The organism is Variovorax sp. GW821-FHT09B01 (genome assembly GCF_059418345.1).
This window is the reverse complement of record NZ_JBWKPQ010000013.1, coordinates 50,242-62,470: the sequence shown is the minus strand read 5'-3', so window position 1 is coordinate 62,470 and position 12,229 is coordinate 50,242. Positions and strand designations below refer to the sequence as shown.

The following is a 12,229-nucleotide window of genomic DNA, read 5'->3' as shown; positions in this document are numbered from 1 at the left end:
GCTTTGCGGCCGGTTTTGTTGCCTGATAGCACGAGGATTCGTTGCCTGATAGCACGATACCTTTGTTGCCTGATAGCACGAGCCCATCCACAGGCTTTGCCGTAGTTATCCCCGTGCCGTTTGCGGCACGGGCCGGAACGTCAGCAGCGGCGAGGCAATGCCCGAGACGTACTCGATGCCCAACTGGTAGCCAGGCAAGGCTTGCCGCACCACCAGTGCGCGCAGGTCGGCGGCGAAGTCGTAGTACCGCGCCACGCTGCCCGACTTGCGGTACAGGTGCTGGAAGTCGAACTGCCAGCCGCCAGGCTGTCGCCCGCCGTGCTTGCGCACCAGGCGGTACAGCCATCGCTCGATCCCGCCCGTCAGCCGGAAATACGCCGGGTCGATGGTCAACACGAGGGCAGCATCGAGCACGCCCGCATAGAACCAGTCCGGCAGGATCAGTTCCAGCCCCAAGGGGGTGCCCTTGGCATCGGCCAGTTCCTTCCACTCGTTGATCCATGAGAAGCGATGCAGGCGCCGCCCGGTCGTCTCGCGGATCGACGTGGCCACGGTCGTGGACTGCAGCCGATCCAAGGCCGCCTTGAGGCGCTGGTAGTCGCGCAGCGACGTACCGCGCCCGATGAAGCGCAGGATCTCGTAGGGCGTGGCCTGCATCAGCCGCGACGGGCGCAAGCCCGCATCGCGGGCTTCCACAATCTGGCTTGCAGCCCAGATCAGGATGTCCGCATCCCAAATCGTGGCGATGCCATGCTCCTGCGTGCCCTCCACGCGGATCGTGATGCCGCTGGCGCGGAAGTCGATCGGCGCCGTGCGCCGCGACTTCGCCAGCGAGAAGAACGGAAAGGCCATCAAGTCCTGGCTGTCGCGCGGCGCCATGTCGCCCGGCAAGGCGCGGAACAGATCGAGCTGTTCGCGCTCTTGCATCGGTCGCTGCCGCATGGGCAGCGCGGGGCTGGACATGGCGAAGGCCACCCGCGCGCCAGCGATCAGCGCGCACGGCTGTCCGCCGAATGCTGCTCGGCGTACTCGGGCTCGGACGTGCTCTCGAAGCTGCGCTCGGCGGCCCAGGCATCGAGGTCGACCACGGCGTACATCACGCGGCGGCCGAACTTGCGGAACTTGGGACCGCCTCCCAGCACGCGCTGCTTTTCCAGCGTGCGCGGCGACAGGCGCAGGTACTCGGCGGCTTCGTCGTTGGTGAGATAGCGTTGGGGCTGCGCGGCAGCGGTCGAGACAGTAGCGGCAGGCCGCAAGGGAGCAGGACGCATGGTGAGAACCTCCATCGGTTGCAGGGCTCCGGCCACACAGCGCAACCGGATGAAGGCAGTCTCAGAAAACGAAGCCCTCCTGCTCAGGGTCGTTTTGCGCTCTCTTCAAAACGACCCTTCTCAAGCGGCGGCAGTTGTGCTAGGCGGCGATAGCCGCCGCGCATCAACGCATCGCCGCGCCGCACCAGGCGGCGCACCTTGGAGCGCAGGCCGCCGTCGCTGTACCAGCCGGCTGCGGCGTCCGCACCGAACAAGCCCTCGGCGACGTCGCGCAAGGACGCGCCCGCCAGGGTGGCGTCGAGCGCCTGCAGGGTGTGTAGCTCCAGCAGCGCCGCAGGCGGTGGCCTGGGCCGAGCCATTGACGCAGGCGTACCAGGCATAGGGGCCGCAGGGGCGGCGTGACGGCCACGATAGGCATGGGCCACGGCCATGCCGTCCTCCAGGCCAGGCGCCAGCGCATAGCGCTGGCAAAGGCTGGGGCTGCGCGCGATCAGCGCCAGACCCTTGCCGTCGTGCAGCAACTGCTTGTGGCCGGGGATGCGCCAGAACGCGAAGGCGGTGGCATCCGGAGGCGGATCGGCATCGGGGTGAAGCTGCACCACGGCCCCATGGCCGGGAAGCCAGGCCGGATGCGCGTCACGCGCATCCACGTCCGGGTCTTCCAGCAGACGCAAGCCCCAGCGATGCGCGGCATCGGGGCAGCGCGCACGGCGCAGCCAGTCGATCCGGTAGTCGGGATGGCGGCGCAGGTACTCCCAGGCCAGTGCGAGCGTGTCCAGACACAGGACGTAGAGGTAGGCGGCGGTCGGATACCAGTGCGCGAGGTGGTGCGGTTCGGCCATGACGCAAGCTCCCGTAGAGCAGGACGGCCGTCACTGGTTTCACACGCCAACGTCACCGCATCGAACTAGCATCCAATCGTGAATAAGCTGGTAGATTAGTAACTTGCGTGTCAAGACGAAAAGCATCCGATGGATTGCGCGGATCGTCTGAATGCGACGGTGGCGCGCGAGGAAATGCGGCCTCCTGCGCTATCCACCGTGCCCGATGGCACGGCTGGCGTCATGACCGTTTGCGTCAGGGTGGCACTGGTTTGGTGCAACAGTGCGGATTAAGACCTGACGGGTCTGGAGCAAGACCGAAATAGCCTCAATGCGCCCGGCTTGGCCGTGGCGCGAACGGCTCAATCGAGGACGGAACCGTTCTCCTGGGCCAGCCGCAGGTACTCCGACAACGGGCGCACCGCCCGGAAATACCGATCTCGCATCACGGGCTGTTTGCTCGGCCCGACGATGGATGCGAGGTCGGACAGCTTGATCTCGCCCAGCTCAGGCATGCTGATCCCCAAGTCGATCAGGCCATGGGCCGTATCGCCGTCAGCGGGGTCAAGCGACACCAGCAGCCAAGTGGCGTGTGCGTCCGGCGTGAACAACCGCACCACGGGCAGCGGGTCGATGGCCCGGCCAGCGGCCCGGACCCGGCCGTGTTCCAGCAGTTGCTTGCGCTCGTCCTCGGTCATGAGTTGGTTCATGGGCGTTACCTCATTCGCACAAAACCGCCGAAGCGTGAAAGCGCAAAACCGCATCGGCGGGTTTGTGGAAAGGCACGGATGCGGTTTTGTGCTTCTGTGAGAAGCTGCAGATACGGATTTCCGTAAAAGCACGAAAGCGGCAGGCGGGCATAGTTGAACACTATAGATTGTAGCCCTATAGGGCTCAATCGGATGTCATCTTGGATTTTGCGGAGATCCAGGGTTGGCAGCGAAACATACATTGTCGGAGGCACTAAAGACCATCAGGAAAGCACGTGGTTTGAGCCAGGAAGCGTTCTCGGACGTGTCCAGCCGCACCTACATGAGCACGCTGGAACGCGACCTCAAAAGCCCCACCTTGAACAAGCTGGCCGAGCTGTGCGAGGTCATGGAGGTGCACCCGCTCACGCTGCTGACGCTGGCCTATGCCGGCGACGACCTGCAGCAGGTCGATCAGCTGCTGGCGCAGGTGCGCCAGGAGTTGGAGACTGTGGCGAAGAAGAGTGACACGCCATAGCGTGCGACCGCGCTGGCGTGGCCGATCCGGTGCAGCCGGTTCGGGGACTTCAGGGGCGCCAAGCATCGCGCGGCGGGGAGAGGCCGCAGGGTTTTCCCCCGGAGGCAAGCGAAGCGCGCAGCTGCGATAGGGATTGAAGCCGAATGGCCATGACGGCGAAGTCGGCATGGGGCGCAGCCCGCAAAGCCCGGTCGGCGCAGTGCGCCGAATCGCCCTGCATTCGCCCTGGCAACACGAAGTCATGGTGATGCTGCCCGACCACCACCATCACGAAGCTGGGAGAGCCAAGCCTTCCAGTCTGCTGATCCAAGCAGTACAGCGCCCCGCCGCAGTGGGCGGGGCGCTGGCGGCCGTCAGGCCGCCTGGGGCTTGCTGCGCGACCAGATCAGGTCGTGCGTGCCGTTCTCTCCTTCGATCAGGCGGGCATAGACCGTGGCCGGGAACGAAGGATCGTCGAGGGTCACGGAGATGTACTCCCGCCCGGCCTCGCTGGTCTTCTTCCACGCCGCGCCGATGTCGTGGCTGGCGGCCTGCAGGCGGAAGTCCGGGGCCTTCTCGTTGTCCCCCTTGTCGTTGGGCACCAGCTTGACCTTGACGTTGAGCGTCAGGGTGCGAAGCGTGCCGGTGAAGCCGTCTTTGTCTGCGGTGAAGGTGCCGATGTTGGCCATGATGAAACTCCTTTTGGTGGAACAAGGTTCGCGCCCATCGCGTCCTTGTTGTGATCCGGCCGGCGGGGGACGGGCGGGCTGCACCGCTTGCGGTCGCAACGCAGTGGAGAGCCGGGAGGCGAAAAGAATTTGTCCCGCGAGGAATGCGCCGAACGCAGTGACAAAGCAGGGGAAATTGTTTTCGCCGGACGGTTGCAGCCATGAAGCCCGAGGCGCAGCCGCGCCACCGCTAGGATTCACAACAACACAAGGACGCCTTGGGCCGAACCGCATCGAAAGGAGGCAGGGCCGGCTCGGCATCCCCGCACGAAGGCAGCACCGGCTCGCCCACTGACGCGGGCCAGGTCAACCATCCGACGACAAGCGAGAACGCCCCGGCCGCACCTTGCGGCGCCGGTCTTGAGGCGTGGCGTGGAAGCTCCATAGCGATGCCGGGCGGGATGTCCGTGAACCGTCCTTCGTGACGTGATGGGCGAGAACCGCCAGCGTTGAGGACGGCACGCATTCGCACAACCTGCCGCAGCAAGCACCAGCGTGTTCGCCAGCTCCGTCCATTGCGGCGGGGCGCTGGCCGGGCCGATCCGGCATCGACGGTTCGGCGGCATCGAGGGGCGCCAAGCTCGCGCGGCGGGGATGGGCCTTGCGCCGATCCCCCGGAGGCAAGCGCAGCGCGCAGCGCCGCAGGCGCGAAGGCGTGAGTGGATTGAAGCCGAATGGCCGTGACAGCGAAGTCGGCACGGGGCGCAGCCCGAAAGCCCGGCGGCGCTACGCGCCGACACGCCCAGGCCGTTCTATATTTTGAGCAGGGAACGCAGAACACCATGACCATCCAGCTACGACACGAAACCACGAACGACATTGCCGCTATCGAGGCCGTGACCATTGCCGCCTTCGCCGATGCGCCGCACACCAGCCACACGGAGCAATTCATCGTGCGTGCATTGCGCGACGCTAGCGAACTGACGCTTTCCATCGTGGCCGAAGAACACGGCCAGGTCGTCGGCCATGTGGCTCTGTCGCCGGTGACTATCACCAACGACCACGGCCACAAGGCCAAAGGCTGGTGCGGCCTGGGGCCGATCTCCGTCCTGCCGCAGAGGCAGGGGCACGGCATCGGCTCGCGCCTGATGGAACAGGCGCTGTCTGAACTGCGGGCCATGCAGGCCGAAGGCTGTGTGCTGCTCGGAGAGCCCGCGTACTACGGGCGCTTTGGCTTCCAGGCCCATGCGGGCCTGCAACTGCCGGGCGTGCCGCCCGGCTATTTTCTCGCACTGGCCTTCCATGGGCCAGTGCCCGAAGGCATCGCGCAGTACAGCGATGCCTTCAACGCCGCCGCCTGAGTGCCAGTGAAGGCGGCGGCGTAATGCCCCGGCTATTCGGCTTCAACACCGGGCGCGGCCACCGCCGCGCCCGGATTATGCGTTTCACCGCGCCCAGGGCGGAACGGCCTGGGCGCGGTGCTGACGATGATCATTCCTTCGTTTCGATGATCCACCACACGGCACGCGGCAAGGCGCGGCCCGTGATGGGATGTATGTCGGTGAGGTCAGCGCGGGCCGACCAGCCCGAGGGCGGTCGGTAGCCGCGCACGTCGCCATCGCCGTGCCAGCGGCGGGCGCGCACCGTGCCGGGTGCATAGACCGCCGCCATGCGCGGGCGGTTGGTGGTGGTGCGGGTCATGGGGGCTTCTCCTTGCAGCGAAGCGCCCCGGTCGAAGCCGGGGCGCTTGCCTTCGGCGTGGGTCAAGCGGCCAGCGCCTCGGCGGGTTCATCCGCCATTGCCTCGGCATCCTCCGGGGCGTCCTGCTCCGGGCCTGCCTCCTGCGCGCTTTCCTTCACTGCCTGCTGCGGGCCTTCGACCTTAAAGATGGCAGGCATCCAACCCGCGCCATCGGCCAGCCGCTCGGCTTCGCTGGCAATGTCGGCCTTCTTCAGCTTCGCCAGCCGGGAAACCTGATCGGGCGCGTACTCGCCCACGGCTTGCAGAACTGCCGCCTTCGGAACGTGCTTGAAATACCCCTCGGCGGTCGGCTGCCACCATGCGGCCATGTCGAGGCCCACGGCCTGCGCCAGTTCCTCGCCGGGCTGGTGCGGTGTGGCGCGAGGCGTCACCACGTCCACCGTGGAAGCCACGCACACGGCCAGCAGCTTGACCAGTTCGCCTTGCTCCATCGCCAGCAGCGCGGCAAACAGTTCGGCGCTGTCCTCGGGCAGCTTGCCGCTCCACGCCTGCTGCAATTCACGCAGCGCCACAGCGGCGGGTGACTCGGGCCAGTCCGGGGCCATGCCGTCCAGCCGGTCTTGGACTTTCAGGCTCACGCCCAGCGGCAGGTCGCGCCCGTAGTAGCGGCCCTGCAAGACGGTCTGCACCATGCCATGCACCAGCGCGGCCACCGCCACCTGCGGATGCCGGGCCACCTCGATTTGCAGCGCGGCGGTGCGATGGGCGCTCAGGCGCTGGGCCAGTCGGTCGGAAATCGCTGCTGCCTTGGGCGGCTCGTCGTCCTCGCCTTCGTCATCGTTCGCGGCATCTGGGTCGCTGAACCCTTGGCGCAGCTTCTCCAGTGTGCGCAGTGCCTTGGCCTCGGCCTCGCGCAGCAGTCCGCGATGAATCACCACCTCGCCGTTGCGGCCGATGGTGACGATGGCCCCGGCTGCGGCCTTCACGTTCGCGCCGTACCCCTGCAAGCCGTCTTCCAGCGCCTGCAACTGCTCGCCCAGCCGCTCGCCTTCCTCTTGCAGCGCATCGGCCTTGTCCTCGTCGTCGGCGTCCGTCGCGGCATCAATGGCTTCGGCCACCTCCTGCATCTTGGCTTGCAGCCTCTCGATGCGCTGTGCTTCGCGCTTGTTCGGCTCGCGGCGCTCCCTCGGCGCACGCTGGAAGGCGTGCAGATCGGCATGGGTCACGCCCGGCGTGGCATCAGCCCAAGCCCAGCCCTCGGCCTTCACCTCTGCGGCGATGCCCGCCAGCTTGTCTTGCGCCAGTCGTTCCAGCAGCGCGGCGTCGGTCAGGTACACGCCTGCATCGCCCTCCGCGAACAGGTCGCGGCGGATGCCGCCGCCCGCCTGCTCGTAGGTGTCCAGCCCGACGAAGCGCACCAGCGGATGCCGGTAGGCGTCAATCTCGCGCTCCGTCAGACGTTCGCGCAAGTGCGAGGGTTGGCGCTGCCATTGCGGCGCATCGTAGAACGCGCATTCCTGCGCGGCGTGGTCGTCGGTGATGGAGAGCGCCATCAGCTGATCGAGGCTCACGGCATCGGCCCGGTAGTCCTCCATCAAACGCGGCGAGACATTGGCGAGCTTCAAGCGGCGCTGCACCACCAGCGGCGTAACGGAGAAATCCGCCGCAATGTCCTCAATCGGTCGGCCTTCGGCCACCAGCGCGGCGAAGGCTTCAAACTGGTCTGCTGGGTGCATGGCTTCGCGCTGCACGTTCTCGGTCAGGCTGGCGGTGCGGGCCGTGCCATCGGCCACCTGCAGGCAAGGCACGTCCCAATCCTTGGCGATACGGTGCTTCTTTGCCAGCAGCTTGAGGGCCGCAAAGCGTCGGCCACCTGCCACCACCTCGTAATGCAGGTCATCGGCGGCGGGAATCACGATCAGGTTTTGCAGCAGGCCCACGCGCTGAATGCTCGCGGCCAGCTCGGGGATGGACATGCGCGGGACGGTCTTGCGCACGTTGCGGCCCGTGGGGCGCAGCACCAGCCGCGACAGCGGAACCAGAATCATGTGCTTGCTCGGGTCGGCGGCTTGCAGCACGTTTGCGCGGCTGTCGAGGGCTTGAGCTTCGGTGTAAGTAACGGCGTTCATGGTGAATCTCCAATCAAGTGAAACAAGGGAATGGAGGGGAAACCGCCCCTCCGGCGGGGAACACGTCAGAGGGGGTCAGGCCTTGAGGGCGCGCATGCCATCGGCCAGCAGCCACAGGGCGCGGTTCAGGCGAATGTCCGAATCAATGCCCTGCACGGGGCGGGTCTGCTGTCTGCGGCCATTGGCGGCGCGGCCATGCAATCCGCCCTTGGTCAGGTTCTCCTGCGTGCGGTTGAACACGCTCCACAGGTCGGGGCGGCGGTCGTCGAAGCGGCGCGGCATCAGGATTTGCGATTCCGTGACGGGCGCGGGCTTGGTTGGGTCGTCGTACTTGAGGGCCAGCGCGGCGCGGGCGAACACTTCCGATTCCCCGGCATCCAGCGTGATGGCCTGCATGGATTCGCGCGATTCCTGCGCATGCTCGAAGCCGCTCAGCACCTGATAGGCGCCCTCGATGACATGGCCCGCCACGTCGCCCTTGTGGGGCACGCGCACATCGCCCACGGTGTCGCCGCAGACAAGGCCATTGCTGCAAACGAAGCGGAACATGCCACCCAGTAATTGATAGCTGCTCGTGCCGTCGTGCGAGTTCAGCAGGATGATTTCATTGGCTTCGCGGGCGTTGATCTGGTTGGCGTGGCGCAGGCGCAGCATGTGTTTCGTGTGCTCGCGCCGGCCCTCGTTGCGAACGCGGGTCTGGCACACCATGAAGGGCTGAAACCCCTCTTTGCGAAGCTCGGTCAGCACGGCGGCGGTGGGGATGTAGCTGTACCGCTCGGAACGGCTTTCATGGGGGGCATCCGCGAAGATGGACGGGGCCACGCGGCGGATCTGGTCATCGGACAGCGGGGAGTCGCTGCGCAATGCGGGGGAATGGGAAGCGAAGCGGGATGCGAGTTGCATGGTCTTTCTCCTGAACAAAAAGGCTGTTGAAGAAAACCGCACACCGGATTCCAAGATTCGAAGCCCAGCCTTTCGGCTGTTCGGTGCGGTCGGCGCGAGGAACCCGGTTGGCCCTGTTGCCACCGTCTTTCCTGAGTTCATCGCCCGCGACGAAAGGGAGCGCGCGGACGGGGGCCGTCAAGGAAACAAGCGCAGGGTGGGGCGGCCCGCAGGCGCAGCCGAGGACACGGCCCTGCGCGCCTTGACGGCACACGGCCGCGGGCTACAGTCGCGGACAAGGTGATGAAGTCAGGGAAGAGGACTGGACATGGCAACGGCCATCCCACAAGCCGACCGCACGGCAAGCGAAGCGCGCAGGCTCGAAGCTGGAAGCCGGGCCGGAGGCGTCAGCCGAACGGAGTGAGGGAACGATCGAAGCCCGAAGGGGGCGAGACGCCGCAGGCGGCTCGATGCGCTAGCACGAGAGCGCGACCGGCCATCTCCCAGGTGGCCGGGGACGCCCACATGACTTCAATGAAATCCCCGTGGACAGCTACCCACCCAGCCATCGGCAAAATGGCAATGGCATGGACATACGAGCCCTACAAGACGATGAACTGATGGCCCAGGCCCGAGACTGGCGGCAACGGGCACTGCGCGGCGAGAAGGACGCACGCGGCCTCGCGCACGAACTGGAATGCGAAGTGCGCCGGCGCTTCCCCAGGAACAATGCGCCCCATGCACTGCCGCCGATCCAATTGCTCGGCGCCGTGCCGCAAACACCCCAGCGGCGCTGGAAGCCCTGGTAAGCACCGGCTCAAAGGCAGCCCGCCCGCATGACTGCGCCACGGCCGATCGGCGCTGATCCCGAAATCCCCCCGAAATAGCGCGAATTTCGAGTGGCCCGGTCACGGGCCAATGCCTACCGTGGAATCTCCACCTTCTGGAGAACCACCATGAGCGATCCCATGCAACCCGGAACGCCTGCGCCTGGAGCAGAAGGGCCTGGCATCTTTCTGCCGACCCTCATCTGGACCACCGACCGCAAGACGGTAGGCAACGAGATGCAGCGCCTGCTGGGACGGCGCGCACAGCTCAACGTCCTGCTGTCCGCCTCCGAAGAAACGGACGACGGCACCACCTGGTACGCAATGGCCCAGGCCACGCTGAACCAGCTGGACTGCGATATCGAACGTCTCTTCGAGTGGCTGGGCGACTACGAACCCGACACACCCACGCCCGAAGTGCCATCGTAATGTCCGGCATGAAGGGAGCGATCCGGCACCAGCCGGTTCGCTGCGCGAGAGGGGCGCCAAGCCTGCGCGGCGGGGATAGCCCGCAGGGCTTTCCCCTGGAGGCAAGCGCAGCGCGTAGCGCCCCGCCAGGGGCGCGAAGGCATCAGGCCGGGTCGTCGGGGCGCAGGCTGGCTTCCGACACCGGCATCCACGGCGATGACGAGTCCAGCAGGTAGCGCGCACCGCGCGCGTACAGGCCCGAAAGTCCGCTGGGACGATAAAACCCGGTGACGCGGCACCGGAACTGTGCGCCAAACCCGTTGGTATAGATCACCGCGTCGCCGAGCGCAAAGCGCAAGGGCTGGCCGTTCTCCGGTGGGAACGGCTTGAACGCATCATGCTCTGCCGTGATTTCGAGGATGTAGTCGTGGTGGCTGCTCATGGCCTTGACCTCCTGAAATGATTGAGAACGCTCAGGAGCGCCTTGCGGCGCCCCAGAACCAGGTCAGACAACGACACGCCCCGCCAGCCGCGCATCGCGCGCATAGGCGCTCAGCCGCTTCTCGGCACGAAAGTGCAGATCCCGCTCTACCGGCAAGCCCAGCCGCCCGCGCACGGTCGCCAGTTCGGAAAAACTGACCCAGCCGATTTCCGGCATCCCTAGGCCCAGGTCGCAAAGACCGAAGGCGTGATCGTGGTCATCGGGATCAATCTCGGTCAGCAGCCAGGTCGCGCCGGCATCCGGCGTGAACAGCTTGACCACTGGGGCCGGATCGAAGTCCGGGTTCTCCAAGGATTCGCGGCCGTTGGCCAGCAGCACGATGCGCTGCTCGTCCGTGATGAATGCGTGGTTCATGGTGAACTCCTGTAAGGTTACCGGGCGGAATTGCCCAGCCCTTGCAGGGCACGGCGCAGCGCAAGCAGTCAAAGATCGAAGACGGCCGCCAGGCCGCAAGCGCCGAAGGTGCGCAGTCATTGACGGCGAGCACGCCGTGGCACGATGAAGGGAACAGCAAGCCGCCACACCTCACCACGCAGCCACCCCGGTATTGACAAGCGTAGCGCGCAGGTCCGAAGCGTCAGTCCAGATCAGAGCGTCCGGGCTTGAAGCCGGATGACTGCGATTCGGCACGAAGCTCGGGGCGCAGCCCATGAGCCCGACGAAGGAACGTCGGGATGCAGGCCAAGTTGTCAGCAGGCAGTTGAAAAGTGGTGCTGGCCTTCAGGCGCTGTCAATTTTCTTGATCTTCCGGATACGCCGCCTGGGGAATCGGCACCCAGCCATCGCGGGTGATGCCTGCCCCGATGCGTATGTTCTGGCTTTCAGTTGCCGCCCAGTGCCCACCCCGGTGCAATACGGCGCGAATCACCGACTTCCGCGGATGATCCTCATCCGCCTTGGCAGAACTGCATATGGCATTCCAATGGTGCTTGTCCGGCATACTGTTCAACCGTGGGCCGAGCAGTTGATCCAAGACTTCGGTCGAAACGTTGTGTCGCCCGCCGTGATGGGGCACTTGGAAATACCGAATACCTGGCAGCGCGAGTCCCACGAAAGGTGCGTAGTCGATCACCTCCTGCAGTGCTTCACGCCCGGCATCGCCAGTAAGCATGACGCGATGACCGTTCAAGACAGCCGACTGCACCACACTCATTTCATTCTCACGACTGGTCGGCTCAGGCGGGAAATATTCCTCGCCCCACAGGGACTTGATGTAGGCGGTCGCGGCCTTCACTGCCCGGAATATGCTGCTCAGCGCGCTATCAAAAGCACTTTCTTCGACAGCTTCCGGTGTCTTCGCGGAGTCCACGATCAGGTCCAAGTAGCGCCCCAGGGTAGGTGCCATGACCGCGAACGGACCGATGCTCTGCCCCTGAAGGGGGGCATGGATTGGAATTCCCTTCTCCACCGCAATATCCTCAAGAATTGCCGTGGCATCGTAGATTGAGCGCAACTTCCGTCGCAGGGCTTCAACCGATTCATAGGTCTCAAAGCGATCGATCAACTGGTCCGCGTATATCCACGGCCGGTTGATCCAAAGATTCCTGACCGTGCATTGCTCCAGGACTTTTCGTAGTCCGTTGGCGTGATCGCGATCTGGGTGCGTGAGGATCACATGGTCGATGACTGTTGTTCCATAGTACGTCTTCAGATGCTCGACTATCTGATCACCCGTATCCAGATACCCACCGTCAACAACGTGCACGCCCTCGGTGCCATTCACCGAGTAGCGCAGCGTGATCGCGTCCCCGCTTTTCGCTGTTTCGACGCCAAGAAAGTCGATCTCGAAGTAGTCAGCCATACATCCCTCTTGT

Annotated in this window: 15 protein-coding genes; 4 read left to right on the top strand and 11 right to left on the bottom strand. The window is 65.3% G+C overall.

The genetic code is table 11. The features are described from left to right. Window positions 1-105 precede the first annotated feature (105 nt). The 4 genes from AC07RV_RS29045 to AC07RV_RS29030 form a co-directional block, all read right to left on the bottom strand. Complete coding sequence (locus tag AC07RV_RS29045) at window positions 106-963, bottom strand: replication initiator protein A (RefSeq protein WP_296776452.1); 858 nt, start codon at window positions 961-963, stop codon at window positions 106-108. A 26-nt stretch (window positions 964-989) separates the two neighbouring features. Continuing rightward, complete coding sequence (locus AC07RV_RS29040; RefSeq protein WP_023123353.1) at window positions 990-1,271, bottom strand: helix-turn-helix transcriptional regulator; 282 nt, start codon at window positions 1,269-1,271, stop codon at window positions 990-992. A gap of 83 nt (window positions 1,272-1,354) precedes the next feature. Continuing rightward, complete coding sequence (locus tag AC07RV_RS29035; RefSeq protein ID WP_011517541.1) at window positions 1,355-2,113, bottom strand: DUF2285 domain-containing protein; 759 nt, start codon at window positions 2,111-2,113, stop codon at window positions 1,355-1,357. A gap of 341 nt (window positions 2,114-2,454) precedes the next feature. Further along, window positions 2,455-2,802 (bottom strand): DUF2958 domain-containing protein, encoded by a 348-nt coding sequence (locus AC07RV_RS29030; protein WP_003056199.1) that lies wholly within the window; start codon window positions 2,800-2,802, stop codon window positions 2,455-2,457. 223 nt (window positions 2,803-3,025) lie between these two features. Between AC07RV_RS29030 and AC07RV_RS29025 the strand changes: the two genes are divergently transcribed. Beyond that, on the top strand, window positions 3,026-3,319 hold the full coding sequence (locus tag AC07RV_RS29025) for a helix-turn-helix domain-containing protein (protein WP_003056202.1): 294 nt from the start codon (window positions 3,026-3,028) through the stop codon (window positions 3,317-3,319). Window positions 3,320-3,672: 353 nt separating this feature from the next. Here AC07RV_RS29025 and AC07RV_RS29020 read toward each other — a convergent pair whose 3' ends face one another. Beyond that, window positions 3,673-3,987, bottom strand: a complete 315-nt coding sequence (locus AC07RV_RS29020; RefSeq protein WP_003056203.1) for a DUF736 domain-containing protein — start codon at window positions 3,985-3,987, stop codon at window positions 3,673-3,675. 821 nt (window positions 3,988-4,808) lie between these two features. Between AC07RV_RS29020 and AC07RV_RS29015 the strand changes: the two genes are divergently transcribed. Continuing rightward, window positions 4,809-5,327 carry a GNAT family N-acetyltransferase gene (locus AC07RV_RS29015; RefSeq protein ID WP_011517543.1) on the top strand — a complete coding sequence of 173 codons (519 nt, stop codon included), beginning with the start codon at window positions 4,809-4,811 and terminating at the stop codon, window positions 5,325-5,327. A gap of 130 nt (window positions 5,328-5,457) precedes the next feature. On the opposite strand, the gene AC07RV_RS29010 is transcribed toward AC07RV_RS29015, so the two are convergent. From AC07RV_RS29010 to AC07RV_RS29000, 3 genes are all read right to left on the bottom strand, one after another. Then, window positions 5,458-5,667 (bottom strand): hypothetical protein, encoded by a 210-nt coding sequence (locus AC07RV_RS29010; protein ID WP_003056207.1) that lies wholly within the window; start codon window positions 5,665-5,667, stop codon window positions 5,458-5,460. Window positions 5,668-5,729: 62 nt separating this feature from the next. After that, window positions 5,730-7,796 carry a ParB/RepB/Spo0J family partition protein gene (locus AC07RV_RS29005; protein ID WP_003056209.1) on the bottom strand — a complete coding sequence of 689 codons (2,067 nt, stop codon included), beginning with the start codon at window positions 7,794-7,796 and terminating at the stop codon, window positions 5,730-5,732. Between the two features lie 75 nt (window positions 7,797-7,871). Next, window positions 7,872-8,699 carry a DUF932 domain-containing protein gene (locus AC07RV_RS29000; RefSeq protein WP_003056211.1) on the bottom strand — a complete coding sequence of 276 codons (828 nt, stop codon included), beginning with the start codon at window positions 8,697-8,699 and terminating at the stop codon, window positions 7,872-7,874. 524 nt (window positions 8,700-9,223) lie between these two features. Here AC07RV_RS29000 and AC07RV_RS28995 point away from each other — a divergent pair. Both AC07RV_RS28995 and AC07RV_RS28990 read left to right on the top strand, forming a co-directional pair. Further along, window positions 9,224-9,487, top strand: coding sequence for a hypothetical protein (locus tag AC07RV_RS28995; protein WP_012204589.1), 264 nt, complete (start codon window positions 9,224-9,226; stop codon window positions 9,485-9,487). 147 nt (window positions 9,488-9,634) lie between these two features. Continuing rightward, a complete protein-coding gene (locus tag AC07RV_RS28990) occupies window positions 9,635-9,934 on the top strand; it encodes a hypothetical protein (protein WP_003056213.1) in 300 nt (99 codons plus the stop codon). A 142-nt stretch (window positions 9,935-10,076) separates the two neighbouring features. Here AC07RV_RS28990 and AC07RV_RS28985 read toward each other — a convergent pair whose 3' ends face one another. From AC07RV_RS28985 to AC07RV_RS28975, 3 genes are all read right to left on the bottom strand, one after another. Continuing rightward, window positions 10,077-10,355 (bottom strand): hypothetical protein, encoded by a 279-nt coding sequence (locus tag AC07RV_RS28985; RefSeq protein ID WP_021027902.1) that lies wholly within the window; start codon window positions 10,353-10,355, stop codon window positions 10,077-10,079. A gap of 63 nt (window positions 10,356-10,418) precedes the next feature. Then, the gene (locus AC07RV_RS28980) at window positions 10,419-10,769 is read right to left on the bottom strand and encodes a DUF2958 domain-containing protein (protein ID WP_012204591.1); all 351 of its coding nucleotides are present in this window, start codon (window positions 10,767-10,769) and stop codon (window positions 10,419-10,421) included. A 376-nt stretch (window positions 10,770-11,145) separates the two neighbouring features. Next, a complete protein-coding gene (locus AC07RV_RS28975) occupies window positions 11,146-12,216 on the bottom strand; it encodes a ComEC/Rec2 family competence protein (RefSeq protein WP_003056219.1) in 1,071 nt (356 codons plus the stop codon). Between the last annotated feature and the right edge of the window lie 13 nt (window positions 12,217-12,229).